This is a genomic window from Rhodoferax sp. GT1R46, assembly GCF_056521285.1.
This window is the reverse complement of sequence record NZ_JBWMBC010000001.1, coordinates 593,702-611,556: the sequence shown is the minus strand read 5'-3', so window position 1 is coordinate 611,556 and position 17,855 is coordinate 593,702. Positions and strand designations below refer to the sequence as shown.

Annotated in this window: 16 protein-coding genes; 9 read left to right on the top strand and 7 right to left on the bottom strand. The window is 59.3% G+C overall.

Annotation, left to right across the window (positions count from 1 at the left end; translation table 11 throughout):
• Nucleotides 1-44: 44 nt before the first annotated feature.
• The gene (locus AC097W_RS02925; RefSeq protein WP_479600816.1) at nucleotides 45-902 is read left to right on the top strand and encodes a DMT family transporter; all 858 of its coding nucleotides are present in this window, start codon (nucleotides 45-47) and stop codon (nucleotides 900-902) included.
• 25 nt (nucleotides 903-927) lie between these two features.
• Here AC097W_RS02925 and parC read toward each other — a convergent pair whose 3' ends face one another.
• Nucleotides 928-3,315: a DNA topoisomerase IV subunit A gene (gene parC, locus AC097W_RS02920; RefSeq protein ID WP_479600815.1), complete on the bottom strand. Its 2,388-nt coding sequence runs from the start codon at nucleotides 3,313-3,315 to the stop codon at nucleotides 928-930.
• A gap of 171 nt (nucleotides 3,316-3,486) precedes the next feature.
• Nucleotides 3,487-5,457: a DNA topoisomerase IV subunit B gene (locus AC097W_RS02915; protein WP_479600814.1), complete on the bottom strand. Its 1,971-nt coding sequence runs from the start codon at nucleotides 5,455-5,457 to the stop codon at nucleotides 3,487-3,489.
• A gap of 114 nt (nucleotides 5,458-5,571) precedes the next feature.
• Here AC097W_RS02915 and AC097W_RS02910 point away from each other — a divergent pair, with 114 nt between their 5' ends.
• From AC097W_RS02910 to bamC, 4 genes are all read left to right on the top strand, one after another.
• Nucleotides 5,572-6,792 carry an MFS transporter gene (locus AC097W_RS02910; protein ID WP_479601286.1) on the top strand — a complete coding sequence of 407 codons (1,221 nt, stop codon included), beginning with the start codon at nucleotides 5,572-5,574 and terminating at the stop codon, nucleotides 6,790-6,792.
• 120 nt (nucleotides 6,793-6,912) lie between these two features.
• The gene (locus AC097W_RS02905) at nucleotides 6,913-7,467 is read left to right on the top strand and encodes a class I SAM-dependent methyltransferase (RefSeq protein WP_479600813.1); all 555 of its coding nucleotides are present in this window, start codon (nucleotides 6,913-6,915) and stop codon (nucleotides 7,465-7,467) included.
• Nucleotides 7,468-7,500: 33 nt separating this feature from the next.
• Complete coding sequence (gene dapA / locus AC097W_RS02900; RefSeq protein ID WP_479600812.1) at nucleotides 7,501-8,394, top strand: 4-hydroxy-tetrahydrodipicolinate synthase; 894 nt, start codon at nucleotides 7,501-7,503, stop codon at nucleotides 8,392-8,394.
• Nucleotides 8,395-8,420: 26 nt separating this feature from the next.
• Nucleotides 8,421-9,509 (top strand): outer membrane protein assembly factor BamC, encoded by a 1,089-nt coding sequence (gene bamC, locus AC097W_RS02895; RefSeq protein ID WP_479600811.1) that lies wholly within the window; start codon nucleotides 8,421-8,423, stop codon nucleotides 9,507-9,509.
• An 83-nt stretch (nucleotides 9,510-9,592) separates the two neighbouring features.
• Here the strand turns inward: bamC and AC097W_RS02890 are convergent, their stop codons facing one another.
• From AC097W_RS02890 to AC097W_RS02880, 3 genes are all read right to left on the bottom strand, one after another.
• The gene (locus AC097W_RS02890) at nucleotides 9,593-9,835 is read right to left on the bottom strand and encodes a hypothetical protein (protein ID WP_479600810.1); all 243 of its coding nucleotides are present in this window, start codon (nucleotides 9,833-9,835) and stop codon (nucleotides 9,593-9,595) included.
• Nucleotides 9,836-10,022: 187 nt separating this feature from the next.
• Nucleotides 10,023-10,526 carry a hypothetical protein gene (locus AC097W_RS02885; protein WP_479600809.1) on the bottom strand — a complete coding sequence of 168 codons (504 nt, stop codon included), beginning with the start codon at nucleotides 10,524-10,526 and terminating at the stop codon, nucleotides 10,023-10,025.
• Complete coding sequence (locus AC097W_RS02880; protein ID WP_479600808.1) at nucleotides 10,513-11,649, bottom strand: JmjC domain-containing protein; 1,137 nt, start codon at nucleotides 11,647-11,649, stop codon at nucleotides 10,513-10,515. Before AC097W_RS02880 ends, AC097W_RS02885 begins: the two co-directional genes overlap by 14 nt.
• Before the next feature lie 14 nt (nucleotides 11,650-11,663).
• Between AC097W_RS02880 and AC097W_RS02875 the strand changes: the two genes are divergently transcribed.
• Nucleotides 11,664-12,200, top strand: coding sequence for an FKBP-type peptidyl-prolyl cis-trans isomerase (locus AC097W_RS02875; protein ID WP_479600807.1), 537 nt, complete (start codon nucleotides 11,664-11,666; stop codon nucleotides 12,198-12,200).
• A gap of 3 nt (nucleotides 12,201-12,203) precedes the next feature.
• Here AC097W_RS02875 and dut read toward each other — a convergent pair whose 3' ends face one another.
• Both dut and coaBC read right to left on the bottom strand, forming a co-directional pair.
• Nucleotides 12,204-12,650, bottom strand: a complete 447-nt coding sequence (dut, locus tag AC097W_RS02870; protein ID WP_479600806.1) for a dUTP diphosphatase — start codon at nucleotides 12,648-12,650, stop codon at nucleotides 12,204-12,206.
• A gap of 27 nt (nucleotides 12,651-12,677) precedes the next feature.
• Nucleotides 12,678-13,901 (bottom strand): bifunctional phosphopantothenoylcysteine decarboxylase/phosphopantothenate--cysteine ligase CoaBC, encoded by a 1,224-nt coding sequence (gene coaBC / locus AC097W_RS02865; RefSeq protein ID WP_479600805.1) that lies wholly within the window; start codon nucleotides 13,899-13,901, stop codon nucleotides 12,678-12,680.
• Nucleotides 13,902-13,977: 76 nt separating this feature from the next.
• Between coaBC and AC097W_RS02860 the strand changes: the two genes are divergently transcribed.
• From AC097W_RS02860 to eno, 3 genes are read left to right on the top strand one after another with little or no spacing between them, the layout of a single operon-like run.
• A complete protein-coding gene (locus tag AC097W_RS02860; protein ID WP_479600804.1) occupies nucleotides 13,978-15,645 on the top strand; it encodes a CTP synthase in 1,668 nt (555 codons plus the stop codon).
• Nucleotide 15,646: 1 nt separating this feature from the next.
• Nucleotides 15,647-16,504, top strand: a complete 858-nt coding sequence (gene kdsA, locus AC097W_RS02855; RefSeq protein WP_479600803.1) for a 3-deoxy-8-phosphooctulonate synthase — start codon at nucleotides 15,647-15,649, stop codon at nucleotides 16,502-16,504.
• 59 nt (nucleotides 16,505-16,563) lie between these two features.
• A complete protein-coding gene (gene eno, locus AC097W_RS02850; protein WP_479600802.1) occupies nucleotides 16,564-17,847 on the top strand; it encodes a phosphopyruvate hydratase in 1,284 nt (427 codons plus the stop codon).
• Nucleotides 17,848-17,855 lie beyond the last annotated feature (8 nt).

Here is a 17,855-nt window from a genome sequence, read left to right as displayed (position 1 = left end):
GCACTCCGGCAAGCTGCCCCTGTGAACCCCGTAAACTGCAGCCAATGACCTCTTACCAAGCCCGTATCTTTCCCCTTCTTTTTGTACTGCTCTGGTCAACCGGCTTCATCGGCGCGAGACTCGGTTTGCCGCACATCGAACCGCTGGTCTTTCTGCTGATTCGCTATATCGCGGTTATTGGTTGCATGACCTTGATATCACTAGCCACGCGCGCGCCCTGGCCCCGATCTGCCCGGCAGTGGCTGCACATTGGCATTGCGGGCCTGCTGGTGCATGGTGTGTATCTGGGCGGTGTGTTTATCGCCATCTCCAAGGGCTTGCCCGCTGGAGTTGCCAGCCTGGTCGTGGGAGTGCAACCCCTGCTGACGGCCGTTGGCGCAGGCTGGCTACTGGGCGCGAAAGTGTCGAAGAGCCAATGGTTTGGACTGTTGCTAGGCTTCTTGGGTGTTGGGCTGGTGGTGTTCGGCAAGCTGGGGGCGGAATTTGGAGCCCTAGCCGTTGTGCCTGCCATCATCGCCCTGCTGGGCATCACCGCTGGCACGCTCTACCAAAAACGGTTCTGTCCAGCGTTCGACTGGCGCACCGGCTCTGTAGCCCAATTCCTGCCCACCGCTATAGCCACGGGAGCGCTGGCATGGATGACCGAGAGCTTTCGCATTGAGTGGACGGGTGAGCTGTTTTTTGCGCTGGGCTGGCTGGTACTGGTTCTGTCCATAGGCGCCATCAGCCTGTTGAACTGGCTAATCCGCCACAGCAACGCAGTGAATGTGGCCAGCCTGTTTTATCTGGTTCCGCCCTGCACGGCCCTGTTCGCCTGGATGTTATTCGGCGACACCTTCTCAGGCATCGCACTTTTCGGAATGGCGCTCACGGTCGGTGGCGTCTACCTGGCGCGCAAGTAAACGCCAGGTTTGACTACAAAAACGGCTATTCAACGCGCGTGATGCGCGCGGGCTTGAAGCCCAGGTCTGCCGCCTTGCCCTTGCGACCGCGTGCCGCACGGGCGTTGTTCAGGCTGCGGATTTCCAGCGTTTCTTCGCGCTCTTTTCCGCCACGGCCAATACCTTCAATGCGGATGCTGCGGGTGTAGGCTGCGGCACCCGCCAGTATGTCTTTGGCTTCCAGGTCAATCAGCATCAAACCACGGCCACCATTGACCATGGATTTGAGCTCGCTGAGCTCGAATGTCAGGATGCGGCCACCGGTAGAGGCACACGCGACGTGGGTCGCAGGTGCCACGGGAACAGCGGGTGTGCCCGCAACCGTAACCCTGCCATGCGCACCCGACACCAGCGATGGCTGACACAGCGTTTCGCCCGCATTGCAACCGACAAAGGCCTTGCCCGCCTTTTGGCGCGACACCATGTTCTCTACCGTGGCCATAAAGCCATAGCCCCCCGTGCTGCTGAGCAAGAGAGTGGCGGCAGCAGGCCCGGCAAAGTAATACAGCAGTTGGGTGCCGGCTTCCAACTCCAGCAGCGTGGTAACCGGTTGACCATCACCGCGCCCACCGGGCAGCAAGGACACGGCCACGGAGTAAATGCGCCCGTTGGATCCAAATGCCAGCAGCGTGTCCACACTGCGACACTCAAAGGTGCCATAGAGGCCATCGCCTGCCTTGAAGGCGAAGCTGCTGGCCTCATGACCATGGCCGGTGCGGGTGCGCACCCAGCCTTTTTGACTGACCACCACGGTGACCGGCTCGTCCACCACCTTGATCTCCAGCACCGCTTTTTTCTCGGTCTGAATCAGCGTGCGGCGGGGGTCGGCAAAGGTTTTGGCATCTGCCTCAATTTCCTTGATCATCAGGCGCCGCAAAATGGCGGGGTTGCCCAGAATTTCGTCCAGCCTAGCCTGCTCGCTGCGCAGCTCCGACAGCTCCTGCTCGATCTTGATGGCTTCCAGCCGCGCCAGTTGGCGCAGGCGAATCTCCAGAATGTCTTCAGCCTGGCGGTCCGACAATTGGAAGCGCTCCATGAGTGCCATTTTTGGATCGTCCGACTGACGGATGATGGCAATCACCTCGTCGATATTGAGCAGAACGAGCTGGCGACCTTCGAGTATGTGAATGCGGTCAAGCACCTTGCCCAGGCGGTGGCGCGAACGCTTCTCGATGGTGATCTGGCGAAACGCAATCCACTCCGTCAACATCTGCCGCAGCGATTTTTGTGTGGGCCGGCCGTCCAGCCCGATCATGGTCAGGTTGATGGGTGACGAGGTTTCCAGGCTGGTGTGGGCCAGCAGTGCGGTGATAAGCTCCTGCTGTTCGATCCGGCTGGTTTTGGGCTCAAACACCAGACGCACGGCCGCGTCTTTGTTGGACTCGTCACGCACCACGTCCAGCACCGACAGGATGCTGGCCTTGAGCTGGTTCTGGTCTTGCGACAGGGCTTTTTTACCCGCCTTGATCTTGGGGTTGGTCAGCTCTTCAATTTCTTCCAGCACGCGCTGGCTGCTCACCCCGGGTGGTAACTCGGTCACCACCAATTGCCACTGGCCGCGGGCCAGGTCTTCAATCTTCCAGCGGGCACGCACTTTGAGCGAGCCGCGCCCGGTGCGGTAGGCGTCCGCAATGTCCGTTGCGCTGCTAATGATTTGGGCGCCACCGGGGTAATCGGGTCCGGGAATGATTTCCCATAACGCGGCATCGGCCAGTGCCGGGGTTTTGATCAGCGCCACGCAGGCGTCGGCAATTTCGCGCAGATTGTGGCTGGGGATCTCGGTAGCCAGGCCCACGGCAATGCCGCTGGCACCATTGAGCAGTGCAAACGGCAGGCGCGCGGGGAGCTGGCGCGGTTCCTCCGTGGAGCCGTCGTAGTTGGGCTGAAAATCCACCGTGCCCTGGTCAATTTCGTCGAGCAGCAGGCTGGTGATTTTGGCCAGACGCGCTTCGGTGTACCGCATCGCTGCCGCACCGTCGCCATCGCGGCTACCAAAATTACCCTGACCGTCAATCAGCGGGTAGCGCTGCGAAAAATCTTGTGCCATGCGCACCAGCGCGTCATAGGCGGCTTGGTCGCCATGCGGGTGAAAGCGGCCCAGCACATCACCCACCACGCGGGCGCATTTGACAGGGCGTGCGCCGGTGTTGCCATTGGCGCCACCAAAGCCCAGCCCCATGCGCGACATGGAATACAAAATGCGCCGTTGCACGGGTTTTTGGCCATCGCACACGTCGGGCAAGGCGCGGCCTTTAACCACGCTGAGGGCGTATTCGAGGTAGGCTCGCTGGGCGTAGGTCGCCAGGTTCAATTGGTCATCTCCGCCGTCATGGGGAGGTTCGGGAGCCAGGTCAAGAATGGGTTGGTCGGTCATGAATCAATCTTTTGTTTCAGATGTGTGTGTTCTTGGGGCAGATTGGCTTGGTTTGTCGCGCTACGCTGCGCCGGGTTTGCGGCTTGGCAGCGCCAAATGCAGGCCGGAAATTTAAACCAAATAGGCCTCTAGCCCCCGTATTAACTGCGCGAGCAGCTATCAATTCCATAGCTAAACGTCAATTTCAACCGAGTCGCCGTGCAGCTCCATCAGCTCGCGCCGGGCGGCCGCTTCACCCTTGCCCATGAGCTTGGTGATCAGCGCTTCGGTCGCGCCAAAGTCGATGGCGCCCAGCATCACGGGCAACAGGCGGCGGGTGTCGGGGTTGAGCGTGGTGTCCCACAGCTGCTCGGCGTTCATCTCGCCCAGGCCTTTGAAGCGGCTGATGCTCCAGGCACCCTCACGCACGCCTTCTTTGCGCAGCTTGTCCAGAATGGCGGTGAGCTCGCCATCGTCCAGCGCATAGGCCTTGGATGCGGGCTTTTTGCCGCGCGCGGGTGCATCGACGCGGAACAGCGGTGGACGGGCTACATACACATGGCCGGTTTCGATCAGCTTGGGGAAGTGACGGAAGAACAGCGTGAGCAGCAAAACCTGAATATGCGAGCCGTCCACGTCCGCATCGCTCAGGATGCAGACCTTGCCGTAACGCAAACCGGACATATCGGGTGTGTCATTGGGGCCGTGTGGGTCCACGCCGATCGCAACAGAGATGTCGTGAATTTCGGTGTTGGCAAACAGGCGGTCGCGGTCCACCTCCCAGGTGTTGAGCACCTTGCCGCGCAGGGGCAGGACGGCCTGATTTTCTTTGTCGCGGCCCATCTTGGCGCTACCGCCGGCAGAGTCTCCCTCGACCAGAAACACCTCGTTATAGGCGATGTCGCGGCTTTCGCAATCGGTCAGCTTGCCGGGCAGCACCGCCACGCCAGAACTCTTGCGCTTCTCCACTTTTTGACCGGCTTTTTGTCGGGTTTGGGCCGCCTTAATAGCCAGCTCGGCCAGTTTTTTGCCGTATTCCACATGTTGGTTCAGCCACAGTTCCAGCGCAGGGCGCACGAAGCTGGACACCAGGCGCACGGCGTCGCGGGAATTGAGACGCTCTTTGATCTGGCCCTGAAACTGCGGGTCCAGCACCTTGGTGGACAACACGTAGCTGGCGCGAGAAAACACGTCTTCGGGCATCAGCTTTACACCCTTGGGCAAGAGTGAATGCAGTTCGATAAAACTTTTGACGGCCGTAAACAGGCCATCGCGCAAGCCGCTTTCGTGCGTGCCGCCGGCGCTGGTGGGAATCAGATTGACGTAGCTTTCGCGCACCGGCTGGCCGTCTTCGGTAAAGGCCACGCACCAGGATGCACCCTCGCCTTCGGCAAAATTATCGCTTTGGGCATCGGCAAAGCCTTCGCCTTCAAACAGCGGAATGACCGGCTCGCCATGCAGTGTTTGCATCAGGTAGTCGCGCAGACCGCCTTTGTAAAGCCAGGTTTGAACGTCTTTGGTTTTTTCGACCATCAGCGTCACGCTCACACCGGGCATCAGCACGGCCTTGCTGCGCAGCAAGTGGGTGAGCTCGTTCATCGGCAGCACCGCCGACTCAAAATATTTGGCATCCGGCCAGACGCGCACCGTGGTGCCGGATTTGCGGTCGCCGTCACCAATCTTGCGGGTCTGCAAGGGCTGGGTTACGTCGCCATTCTCAAACACCAGCCCCGCGACCATGCCTTCCCGGTACGAAGTGGCCTCCAGACGCGTGGCCAGCGCATTGGTCACGCTGACGCCCACACCGTGCAGTCCACCTGAGAAGCTGTAGGCGCCGCCTTTGCCTTTGTCGAACTTGCCGCCCGCGTGCAAGCGGGTGAAAACCAGTTCAATCACGGGTGCTTTTTCTTCCGGGTGCATGCCAAACGGGATGCCGCGGCCATCGTCTTCAATCGTGACGGAGCCATCGGTGTGCACCGTGACCTTGATTTTTTTGCCGTAGCCGCCCAGCGCTTCATCGGCCGCGTTGTCCAGCACTTCCTGGATCACGTGCAGCGGGTTGTCGGTGCGGGTGTACATGCCCGGACGTTGTTTGACGGGCTCCAGGCCCTTGAGGACCCGGATGGAGCCTTCGGAATATTCGGGGGTTGGTTTGACGGACATAGCCGGTCATTGTAGTCGTGCAATAAAAATAAGCTGTACAAAAGCCCAGCCATTTCCATGACATCCGTCACCCCTGGCACAGGAGACGTCGCCCGGATTGGCTACATTAAACAGATGCACCAGTCACCCAAAACCCTGTCCCTCACCCAATTGCTGATCTGCGGAGCTGCCATCGTCACCTTGTCGATGGGCATCCGCCACGGCTTTGGGCTCTGGCTGCAACCCATTACCCAGCAGCAAGACTGGAGTCGTGAAACTTTTGCGTTTGCCATTGCCATCCAGAACCTCGCGTGGGGCGTGTCCGGCATTTTTGTGGGCATGCTGGCCGACCGGTTTGGGGCCTTTCGCGTCATCGTCGTGGGTGCAGTGCTGTATGCCCTGGGCTTGGCAGGCATGGCCCATGCGCCAACGCCCCTGCTCTTCACCATGGCCACCGGTGTCCTGATCGGCGTTGCCCAGGCAGGAACCACCTATGCCGTGGTTTACGGCGTGATTGGCCGCAATGTGTCTGCCGAGCGGCGTTCATGGGCGATGGGCATTACTGCGGCAGCGGGCTCGTTTGGCCAGTTCCTGATGGTGCCGACCGAGGGCTTTCTGATTACCAGCCTGGGCTGGCAACAGGCTCTGGTGGTACTGGGTTTTGCGGCCCTGCTGATGGCGCCGCTGGCTTGGGGCCTGCGCGAACCCGGCTTTGGCGCCAGTGCGCACCACCAACGCGAGCAAACCATTTTGCAGGCACTCCAGGAGGCATTCAAGTACCCCAGCTTTCAACTGCTGATGGCAGGGTACTTTGTCTGCGGCTTTCAGGTCGTCTTTATTGGTGTCCACATGCCCAGCTACCTGAAGGACAAAGGGCTATCGCCGCAGGTGGCCAGCTATGCATTGGCTCTGATAGGCCTGTTTAACGTGTTTGGCACCTATGCGGCTGGCGTTTTGGGGCAAAAATTGCCCAAGCGCAATATTCTGGCCTTCATCTACCTGGCGCGTGCGTTGGCCATCAGTGTCTTTTTGCTGGTACCGCTTTCACCCGCCAGCGTTTACATTTTTGCCAGCGTGATGGGCTTGTTGTGGTTGTCCACCGTGCCGGTCACCAATGCCACCGTGGCCCAGATATTTGGCGTGGCCCACCTCTCCATGCTCAGCGGATTTGTGTTCTTCAGCCACCAGATTGGCTCTTTCCTGGGCGTGTGGCTGGGTGGCTACCTGTACGACCGCACAGGCAGCTACGACCTTGTGTGGTACATCGCCATTGGCCTGGGAGTTCTGGCAGCACTGGTAAATTTGCCCATCAAGGAAATTGCCATCGCCCGCCCCACTCCGCAGGCCGCACACTGACACCATGAAACCAACAAGACAGCTACTGACCGGCACGGTGGCCATTGCCGTGCTGGCAGGCATCTTTTTCCTCTACACACGGCCCGACTTTCTGATGCAGATGGCCAATTAGCTATGGTCATGCTTTTGAAACCGTCCCCCTGGATTGCTCGCTGGTCGCATCTACTCGAACCCGGATCGTCAGTTCTGGATGTCGCTTGCGGGTCCGGGCGCCACCTTGCCTGGTTTGCCGGACGGGGGCATCCGGTAACCGGTGTTGATCGCGAGGTAGACCAGGCAGGCCTTGGGTTGCCAACCGCCACACTGGTTTGTGCAGACATTGAAAACGGCCCCTGGCCCTTGCTTGCGGACGCTGCCCCATGCCAGTTTGGCGCGGTAATTGTCACGAACTACCTGTGGCGACCGCTACTGCAGACCCTCGTTCTGAGCGTAGCACCCGGCGGAGTGTTCCTGTATGAAACTTTTGCAGCCGGAAATGAGACCGTAGGCAGACCCGCCCGCCCCGACTTTCTGTTGCAACCCGGGGAACTTTTGCAGGCTTGCCGAACCCTTAACGTGGTGGCGTATGAAAACGGCTTCTTGAACAACCCGGATCGTTTTGTGCAACGCATCGTAGCTGTGCGACCACCGCTGGATGCCGCAACACGGCGCGAACCCCAGCGACACCCACTCTAGGTAAAATGCGCGCTTACCTTACAAATTACCGACATGAACTCACCTCAAGGTCAAATCAAAGGCAGCATCGTGGCTCTCATCACTCCGATGCACGACGATGGCTCCGTGGACTATCCAGCCCTGCGCAAACTGATCGACTGGCACATTGCCGAAGGCACTGACTGCGTTGGGGTCGTCGGCACCACAGGCGAGTCTCCCACCGTCAACGTCGATGAACACTGCGAAATCATCCGCGTTTCGGTCGAGCAGGCCCGCGGACGGGTGCCCATCATGGCTGGGTGCGGTGCGAACTCCACGTCTGAAGCCATTGAACTGGCCCGCTTTGCCAAAAAGGTGGGCGCTGATTGCCAACTGCAGGTCGTGCCGTACTACAACAAGCCTACCCAGGAAGGTCAGTACCTGCATTTCAAGGCCATTGCCGAGGCCGTGGATTTGCCCCTGGTTTTGTACAACGTACCCGGCCGCTCGGTTGCTGACATGGCGCACGACACCGTCATGCGTCTGGCGCAGGTGCCCGGCATTGTCGGCATCAAGGAAGCCACAGGCAATATCGAACGTGCACAATGGTTGATAAAAGAAGCGCCCAAGGGCTTTGCCATCTATTCCGGCGATGACCCGACTGCTGTGGCGCTGATGCTGTGCGGCGGTCACGGCAACGTCAGCGTGACTGCCAACGTGGCTCCACGCCTCATGCATGAGCTGTGCATGGCCGCCATTGCCGGCAATGTGCAGCGTGCCATGGAGATTCAATTGCAGTTGCTGCCACTGCACAAGGCTTTGTTCGTGGAGTCCAACCCCATTCCGGTCAAGTGGGCAGTAGCGCGCATGGGCTTGTGCAAACAAGCCTTGCGCCTTCCCCTGACCGTGTTAACAGAAGCCAACCAGCCCGCATTGGAGCGCGTGATGCACGCCTCGGGGCTGATTTGACTATCCATTCCCTTTTTAGGATTTCCGTGAACCCATTTTCCAAAGTAACACTGCTGACTGCGGCAATATCATTGTCGGCATGTACCGTGCTTGAAACCGACAAGGTGGATTACCGCAGCGCGACAAACTCAAAAGCACCGTCGTTAAGCGTCCCACCCGATCTCACCCAACTCTCCAAAGATACGCGCTACACGGTCATCGGCGGCGCAGTTTCTGCTTCAGGTTATCAGGCGGGCCAAGTGGCTGCCGCCCAAACGCCCATCGCCGCAGCGTCCGTCGGAGACGTACGAATCGAGCGTTCGGGCAACCAGCGGTGGCTGGTTGTGAGCCGTCCTCCCGAAAAGCTGTGGGAGCCGGTCAAGGACTTTTGGCAGGAAAACGGCTTCTTGCTGGCCATGGACCAAAATAGCCTGGGCATTATGGAAACAGACTGGGCTGAGAACCGTGCCAAGATTCCAATGGACATCATCCGGGCCTCGCTCGGAAAACTGCTGGATTCCGTTTACTCCACGGCCGAACGCGACAAATTCCGTACCCGACTGGAGCGCAGTGGGGAAGGCAGTACCGAAATTTTCATCAGCCACCGCGGCATGATTGAAGTCTACGCGTCTGAAGGCAAGGGAAGCACGGTGTGGCAACCCCGACCCACAGACCCTGAACTGGAAGCCGAATTTTTGCGTCGCCTGATGGTGAAACTGGGTGCGACCCCGGAACAGGCCAAGACACTTGTGGCCAACAGCGTCGCAAAGAGTACCGCCGCAGTTGCCACCGAAAATGGGCAGCCGGTCGTGCGCATCGAAGAGGGGTTCGATCGCGCCTGGCGCCGCGTGGGGCTGGCACTGGATCGCACGGGCTTTACCGTGGAAGACCGCGACCGCAAACAGGGGATTTACTTTGTACGGTATGTACCGCCCCAGACAGAGAGCTCTGAGCCCGGCTTTTTCAGCAAGCTGTTCAGCGGGTCTGCCAAAAGCAATGAAGCATCCAAATTCCAGATTGCCGTACGCAGCCTGGCAGACGTGACTACCGTTTCCGTTTTGGACGCCAAAGGGGCTCCTGAAACATCGGCCAGTGCGCAACGTATCGTCAAAGTGATCGCCGACGACATCAAATAGCGTGCTTTTGGGGCTTGGCCCCAAAAGCACGGACGAAAAAAAACCACCTTCCGGTGGTTTTTTTTCGAAGCAATTAGCCGGGGCTAATTATTTCTTTGGAGCAGCGTCAGCGGCAGCTTTGGCAGCGGCTTCAGCAGCAGCTTTTGCAGCGTCAGCAGTAGCGTCAGCAGCACCTTTGACGGCATCAGCAGCAGCCGTTGCAGCAGAAGCAGCACCAGCGGAAGCGGAAGCAGCAGCTTCCAGAGCAGGAGCGACGGCAGCAGCAGGAGCAGCAACAGGAGCAGCTTCTTCTTTTTTACCGCAAGCAACCAGGGCAGCAGCAGCAATAACAGCTGCCAAAACGAGAGATTTGTTCATTTTTAAAAACTAGAGTGAGTTAACGAAACAATTTCCGGAAATCGTCAAAGCAGCGCGCCGCCTGGACTCAGACAAAAAGCATTCGATCTCTTTCTGCCCGGGAGAAATTATACAGGATGCAATCCGTTGCACTCGGGTAAACCCTCTCACAATTCGTTACAACCCAAGTGTCGACGCCGGAAACCCCGGCGAACTTTGCCGCCTGCACTCATCCATCAACTCCCTCAGTTGCACCCGGCGCTGGCTCTCGAATCCCGCCATACCGATGCTGCGCACCAGATCAAGCCGACGCATCGCCCAGTGCGGGCTCCACAGCGCGCTGGGTATTTGACTGGCTTCCAGACCTTTGACGATCCGACATTCAACAATGTGGTCCCACTGCTTGCGCCAGGCCACAAAGCGCGGGTGATGGCGCAAGACTTCGTCATAGCGCTGTGCAAGAATAACCAGACGACGACCACTGCGGGACCAGGCTTGCAGGGAATCCACAACGGCCTTTTCACGCAAAGGCCAGTCCTCAAACGTTGCGTCGCTCCAGACCATTTCGGGCCAACCTTCCCGCGCGGCACACGCCAGTGCATCCCGCACCAACTGCGCGAATACCGGTAGCCCCGCAAAAGGCCCTTCCAACAACTCGCCGGCAGGTTCACTGGTCGACATACAACCACCCCGCTTCCATCCAGTCCGCCAGCAAATCGCGGGCGTCGGCGCTCAGGCGCTTGACGTCGGTGGCCTTCAAATTCCGCTCGTCTGCCAGCAGTCGCATCAACTGGGCATCGCGACCCGCCGCCCGAAAACTCTCACCATTTACAAAAACATGATGGATGTCATACATCATCCGGGTGCGTCGATCCAACCTGACGGGGCCATCGGCCTCCCCGGACGCCTCGCCCCCGTCGAAACTCACATGGGCTTTGGGCTCGCTCAGGTACTCGCCCAAAGCGCGCGGCACCGCCAGCGGATCGCGCAGCGCAGCGGCCAGCGCATCCCGCGCAAACTCCACCATGTCGGCAGGAATTTCGCCGCACCCTGACACGGCAGGTTGCTTGGGATCGCGGTACAAAGCAGCACCCGCTTCATCCATGGCGTCTTCCGCCAGACGTTGCAGAAGCTCACCCGCCAACTCGCCGCGACTGGGCGACCGGAAGCCGACGGAATACGTCATGCACTCCCCCACGGCGATGCCATCATGTGCGTAACGCGGTGGCAGGTAGAGCATGTCACCCGCATCCAATACAAACTCCATCTCTGGCTCAAAGTTGGCCAGAATCTTGAGCGGCATGCCTGGCTGCAAACTGAGGTCTTTTTGACGCCCAATGCGCCAGCGGCGCTGCCCATGGGCCTGTAGCAAAAATACGTCGTAGCTGTCAAAGTGCGGCCCTACGCCACCCCCATCGGTGGCGTAGCTGACCATCAAATCATCCAGGCGCGCATCGGGCACAAAGCGGAACTGGTTCATCAGCGCGTGTGCCCGCTCGTCGAGCAAATCCACGCCCTGCACCAACAGCGTCCAGCCTGGCTGTTTGAACGGAGGCAGCGCCCTGCGGGTAAATGGCCCGTGCCGAAACCGCCAGTCCTGCTTGGCATCAGGATTAGCCTGAATCACCAGACGCGATTGCACCTCCTCCTGGGCTGCGAGGTCCACCAGATCGGCGCGGTCCAACGGCGGCTGAAAGCCGGGAATCGCCTGGCGAATAACCAGCGGCTTCTTCTGCCAGTGGCGCTGCATGAAGGTCTTGGGAGTCAGTCCGCCCAACAGTTGCAAAGGTTCATTGATGTTCATGGGACAATTCTCCTATGGAAATCACACAACAATGCGTCGTCGCCCTCACTTGGACGCTGAAAGATACTTTAGGCGAAGAACTGGACGTGCTGGACGATCCGGTGGAATTTTTGATTGGTGGCAACGACCTGTTACCCCCGATTGAAGAGGCGCTGCAGGGCCACAGCGCGGGCGCCAGCGTTCTGCTGCAGATCGAACCCGCAGAGGCTTTTGGCGACTTCAATGACCAACTGCTGTTTCTGGAGCCCCGCGAACTGTTCCCGACGGATTTGGAAGTCGGGCTGACCATGGAAGGCTCAGCACTGCCCGTTGGCTGCAACCCGAAGGCCCCCAAAGACGCCCTGTACGCCGTAACCGACATCTACCCGGAGCATGTGGTTCTGGACGGCAACCACCCGCTGGCGGGCATTGCCATTCGCATCAGCATCAAGGTGGAATCGGTACGCGAAGCCACTGACGAAGAAATCGAACGCGGCACCTGTGGCTCCGGTTTCTTCAAGGTTCAGATCGCGTCAGATGATGATGCGCCGTCGGATCGCACGCTGCACTAAAACTCAATGCTTGCCGGTTGAGCCATAGCCACTCTCGCCGCGTTGTGTGGCCACAAACTCGGTCACCACATTGAACCGGGCTTGCACCACCGGCACGATCACCAGTTGGGCGATGCGCTCCATGGGCGCGATGGTGAACGCCACATCACTGCGATTCCAGGCACTGACCATGAGCTGGCCCTGGTAATCACTGTCAATCAAGCCCACCAGATTACCCAGCACGATGCCGTGCTTGTGGCCCAGTCCTGAGCGCGGCAGAATCATGGCCGCAAACCCCGGGTCTTCCAGATAAATGGCCATACCCGTAGGCACCAGCTGCCACGCATTGGGTGCCAGAGTGAGCGGCTCACTGAGGCAAGCCCGCAAGTCCAGCCCGGCACTGCCTGGAGTGGCGTAGGCGGGAAGCTGGTCGATCAGCCGGTTGTCCAAGATCTTGACGTCAATTTTCATTTTGCAATGTCGTGTTGTTTTGAGGAATCAGTGCGGGGAGGGCTGCAGGCGTTTGCCAATTTCAGCCACCAGCTGACGGGCCAAAGCCAATTTGGAGTTGCGGGGGATTTCCCGGGCGCCATCCGCATCGACCAGCAGCAAGGCGTTGTCATCCTGACCAAACGTTGCGGGGCCGATATTACCCACCAACAGAGGGACGTTTTTTTTGATGCGCTTGGCCGTGGCATGCATCAACAAATCGTGGCTCTCCGCGGCAAACCCCACGCAATACAGCGCGCCACTCTGCGCGCGGGGCATTTGGGCCACGGTGGCCAGAATATCGGTGTTCTCCATAAAGGTCAGCGCAGGCGGCTGCCCCGAGCCGTCCTTTTTAATTTTCTGGTCTGAGGCCTGCGCCGGCCGCCAGTCGGCCACCGCCGCCGTTGCTATGAATATGCTAGCTACCTTCGCAGCATCCACGGTGGCTTCCAGCATATTCTGTGCTGATTGAACGTCCATGCGCTGCACGCCTCGGGGTGTGGGAAGGCTCACCGGCCCGGCCACCAGCGTCACCTGCGCACCCGCCTCGTGAGCAGCGCGGGCGATGGCAAAACCCATCTTTCCGCTGGACCGGTTGGTGATACCACGCACGGGGTCAATCGCTTCAAAGGTGGGGCCGGCAGTCACAAGCACATGCTGGCCCGCCAGCACTTTGGGCTGGAAAAAGGCGATCACGTCCTGCAGCAGTTCCTGCGGCTCCAGCATGCGGCCATCACCGGTTTCGCCGCAGGCCTGGTCGCCATTGCCGACATCCAGCACCGTGCAGCCGTCGGCTTTGAGTTGCACCAGATTGCGCCGGGTCGCAGGATGCGCCCACATTTCGCGGTTCATAGCCGGGGCAATCAGCAGCGGCACCGTGTCGATGGGCCGCGCCAAGCACATCAGGCTCAGCAAATCATCGGCCCGGCCGTGCAGCAGTTTGGCCATGAAATCGGCACTGCAGGGGGCAATCAAAATGGCATCGGCCTCCCGGCTGAGATTGATGTGGGCCATATTGTTAGGCTCACGGGCATCCCACTGCGAGGCGTAAACCGGCCGGTTGCTCAGGGCCTGCATGGTTACCGGGGTGATGAACTGGGTGGCCGCCTCGGTCATGACCACCTGCACCGTGGCGCCCTCTTTTATCAAGGCTCGGCACAACTCGGCCGCCTTGTAGCAGGCAATGCCGCCCGTGAGTCCCAGAACAATGTGTTTTCCAGCAAGATCATTCATGGGCCGCAATGTAGCAGAGCCGGACCTTTATAATCTCGCTTTACCACCTCCCCGAGCGTTAATAGCTCCCTCTGACATGACCAAATTTGTCTTCGTCACCGGCGGTGTGGTGTCCTCCCTTGGCAAGGGAATCGCCTCAGCCTCCCTCGCTGCGATTTTGGAATCGCGGGGCCTCACAGTCACTTTAATCAAGCTCGACCCCTATCTCAACGTGGATCCAGGGACGATGTCGCCTCTGCAACACGGCGAGGTTTTTGTCACCGACGACGGGGCCGAAACCGATCTGGACCTGGGTCACTACGAGCGCTTCGTGGAAACACGCATGCGCAAGGCCAACAACTTCACCACCGGTCAGATCTACAAAAGCGTGCTCGACAAGGAGCGTCGCGGCGACTACCTGGGCAAGACCGTGCAGGTCATTCCCCATGTCACCAATGAAATCCAGGAATTTGTGAAACGCGGTGCGCGTTTTGGCGAGCCTGATGCAGTCGACGTGGCGATTGTGGAAATTGGTGGCACGGTAGGCGACATTGAGTCGCTGCCTTTCCTGGAAGCCGTGCGACAGATGAGCCTCAAGCTCGGCCCCAACAACACGGCATTTGTGCATTTGAGCTACGTGCCCTGGATTGCCGCAGCGGGCGAACTCAAGACCAAACCCACCCAGCACACCGCCAAACAACTGCGCGAAATCGGCATCCAGGCCGACGCCCTGATTTGCCGCGCCGACCGACCGATCCCCCAGGAAGAGCGTTCCAAAATTTCCCTGTTCTCCAACGTGGCCGAATGGGGCGTCATCAGCATGTGGGACGTGGACACCATCTACAAAGTGCCGCGCATGCTGCACGAGCAAGGTTTGGACGGCCTGATTTGCGACAAGCTGCGCCTGAACACCCCACCGGCCAACCTCAAGCGCTGGGACGACCTGGTCTACGAGACCGAGCATCCGCAAGGCGATGTCACCATCGCCATGGTCGGCAAGTATGTGGACCTGAGCGACAGCTACAAGTCACTCAACGAAGCCTTGCGCCACGCCGGCATGAAGAACCATGTCAAGGTCAAAATCGAGTACATCGACTCGGAAACCATTACGCCTGACAGCGTGACCCGGCTCGCCAAGTTTGACGCCGTGCTAGTGCCCGGCGGCTTTGGCAAGCGCGGCATTGAAGGAAAAATCTGCGCCGCCCGTTTTGCACGCGAAAACAAGGTTCCCTACCTTGGCATTTGCCTGGGCATGCAGGTGGCCACCATTGAATTCGCCCGCCATGTGGCCGGCCTGACAGACGCCAACAGCACCGAGTTCGAACCCGATTGCGCCAACCCGGTCATCGCCCTCATCACCGAGTGGAAAGATGCGGACGGCACCATCAAGACCCGCGATAGAAACTCGAATCTGGGCGGCACCATGCGCTTGGGCGCACAAAGTTCTGATGTCGCCCCTGGCACATTGGCGCACCAGATCTATGGCGACGTGGTCACCGAACGGCATCGCCACCGGTACGAAGCCAACGTCAACTTTCTGGAGCCCTTGCGCAAGGCCGGGCTGGTCATTTCCGCACTGACCCAGCGCGAGCAGCTCACCGAAATGATTGAGTTGCCGCAGGCGACGCACCCCTGGTTTGTCGGCGTGCAGTTTCACCCGGAATTCAAGTCCACACCCTGGAATGGCCACCCGCTGTTCAATGCGTTTATCAAGGCGGCACTGGACCACCAGACCGCTGGCAAAAACCTGAAGGCGGTTGCGTAACATGAAGCTTTGCGGATTTGACATCGGTCTGGAGCACCGCTTCTTTTTGATCGCAGGACCCTGCGTCATCGAATCAGAACAACTGCAAATGGACACAGCGGGCACCCTCAAGGAAATTACCACTTCCCTGGGCATTCCCTTCATTTTCAAAAGCAGTTTTGACAAGGCCAACCGCTCCAGCGGCAGCACCTTTCGCGGCCCGGGTATCGACAAGGGTCTGGAGATTCTGGCCAAGATCAAGCGCGAGTTGGGCCTGCCCATCCTCACCGACATCCACTCGGAAGACCAGATTGCACAGGTCGCCTCGGTAGTCGATGTGTTGCAGACACCCGCGTTCCTGTGCCGCCAGACCGACTTCATCCGTGCGGTGGCCCAAAGTGGCAAGCCGGTGAACATCAAGAAGGGCCAGTTTCTTGCGCCGCACGACATGAAAAATGTCATCGACAAGGCGCGGGCCGCAGCCAAAGAAGCCGGTCTGTTGGAAGACAACTTCATGGCCTGCGAACGCGGTGCGAGCTTTGGCTACAACAACCTCGTGAGCGACATGCGGTCACTTGCCATCATGCGTGAAACCGGTGCGCCGGTGGTGTTTGACGCGACGCATTCGGTGCAACTGCCCGGCGGGCAAGGTACCAGCAGCGGCGGCCAGCGCGAGATGGTTCCCGTGCTCGCCCGTGCGGCTGTCGCCGTGGGCGTGGCGGGCCTTTTCATGGAAACCCACCCTGACCCGTCCAAAGCCATGAGCGACGGCCCTAACGCGGTGCCGCTGAAGCACATGAAAGCGCTGCTGGAAACCCTGCTGGAACTGGACCGTGTGACCAAAAAGAACGGGTTTCTGGAAAACAGTTTCGGCGTTTGATTTTTTGTGTGTGACCGGCTACGACCGGCCTCTTGTTTTTTGTTTGAGAAAGAAATGAAATGAGTGCAATTGTTGATATCGTCGGCCGCGAAATTCTGGATTCCCGCGGCAACCCTACCGTCGAATGCGACGTGCTGCTGGAGTCCGGCACCATGGGCCGCGCCGCGGTGCCGTCAGGCGCATCCACCGGCTCGCGTGAAGCCATTGAGCTGCGCGACGGCGACATGAAGCGTTACCTGGGCAAGGGCGTGCTAAAGGCAGTTGAGCACATCAACACCGAAATCTCCGAAGCCGTGCTGGGGCTCGACGCCTCCGAGCAGGCCTTTCTGGACAAGACCCTGATTGACCTGGACGGCACCGACAACAAGAGCCGCCTGGGTGCCAACGCCATGTTGGCGGTATCCATGGCCGTGGCCCGTGCAGCCGCTGAAGAGTCTGGCCTGCCCCTGTACCGCTACTTTGGCGGCATGGGCCGCATGCAGATGCCCGTGCCCATGATGAACGTCATCAACGGTGGCGAGCATGCCAACAACAACCTCGATCTGCAAGAGTTGATGATCATCCCCGTGGGGGCACCCAGCTTCCGTGAAGCCCTGCGCTATGGCGCCGAAGTGTTCCACGCCCTGAAGAAAATCCTGCACGACAAGGGCATCAGCACCGCTGTGGGTGACGAAGGCGGCTTTGCACCCAATGTGCCCAACCATGAAGCAGCTATCCAGATGATTCTGGAAGCCATCGACAAGGCAGGCTTTGTGGCCGGCGAGCAAATCGCGCTGGGTCTGGACTGTGCTGCCTCCGAGTTCTACAAAGACGGCAAGTACGTATTGGCTGGCGAAGGCTTGACCCTGAATGCCGAAGAGTGGACCAATATTCTGGCTACCTGGGTCGACAAGTACCCCATCATCAGCATTGAAGATGGCATGGCAGAAAACGACTGGGACGGCTGGAAGCTTCTGACCGACCGTCTGGGCAAAAAGGTTCAGATCGTGGGCGACGACCTGTTCGTCACCAACACCAAGATTCTGAAAGAAGGCATCGACAAGGGTATTGCCAATTCGATCTTGATCAAGATCAACCAGATCGGCACGCTGACCGAGACTTTTGAAGCCATCGAGATGGCCAAACGTGCTGGCTACACCGCCGTCATCAGCCACCGCTCCGGTGAAACCGAAGACTCCACCATTGCCGACATCGCCGTGGGCTGCAACGCAGGCCAGATCAAGACGGGCTCACTCAGCCGCTCGGATCGCATGGCCAAGTACAACCAGTTGCTGCGCATTGAAGAGGATCTGGGTGACGTGGCCAGCTACCCCGGCCGCGCTGCGTTCTACAACCTGCGGTAATTTCTGGC

Excerpts from the sequence above, each read along its gene's own strand:
- AC097W_RS02915 (WP_479600814.1), bottom strand. The coding sequence starts at position 5,457 with ATGTCCGTCAAACCAACCCCCGAATATTCCGAAGGCTCCATCCGGGTC.
- AC097W_RS02885 (WP_479600809.1), bottom strand. The coding sequence starts at position 10,526 with ATGTCGACCAGTGAACCTGCCGGCGAGTTGTTGGAAGGGCCTTTTGCG.
- parC (WP_479600815.1), bottom strand. The coding sequence starts at position 3,315 with ATGACCGACCAACCCATTCTTGACCTGGCTCCCGAACCTCCCCATGAC.
- coaBC (WP_479600805.1), bottom strand. The coding sequence starts at position 13,901 with ATGAATGATCTTGCTGGAAAACACATTGTTCTGGGACTCACGGGCGGC.
- AC097W_RS02925 (WP_479600816.1), top strand. The coding sequence starts at position 45 with ATGACCTCTTACCAAGCCCGTATCTTTCCCCTTCTTTTTGTACTGCTC.
- AC097W_RS02905 (WP_479600813.1), top strand. The coding sequence starts at position 6,913 with ATGCTTTTGAAACCGTCCCCCTGGATTGCTCGCTGGTCGCATCTACTC.
- dut (WP_479600806.1), bottom strand. The coding sequence starts at position 12,650 with ATGAAAATTGACGTCAAGATCTTGGACAACCGGCTGATCGACCAGCTT.
- AC097W_RS02910 (WP_479601286.1), top strand. The coding sequence starts at position 5,572 with ATGCACCAGTCACCCAAAACCCTGTCCCTCACCCAATTGCTGATCTGC.
- AC097W_RS02875 (WP_479600807.1), top strand. The coding sequence starts at position 11,664 with ATGGAAATCACACAACAATGCGTCGTCGCCCTCACTTGGACGCTGAAA.
- dapA (WP_479600812.1), top strand. The coding sequence starts at position 7,501 with ATGAACTCACCTCAAGGTCAAATCAAAGGCAGCATCGTGGCTCTCATC.
- AC097W_RS02860 (WP_479600804.1), top strand. The coding sequence starts at position 13,978 with ATGACCAAATTTGTCTTCGTCACCGGCGGTGTGGTGTCCTCCCTTGGC.
- kdsA (WP_479600803.1), top strand. The coding sequence starts at position 15,647 with ATGAAGCTTTGCGGATTTGACATCGGTCTGGAGCACCGCTTCTTTTTG.
- AC097W_RS02880 (WP_479600808.1), bottom strand. The coding sequence starts at position 11,649 with ATGAACATCAATGAACCTTTGCAACTGTTGGGCGGACTGACTCCCAAG.
- eno (WP_479600802.1), top strand. The coding sequence starts at position 16,564 with ATGAGTGCAATTGTTGATATCGTCGGCCGCGAAATTCTGGATTCCCGC.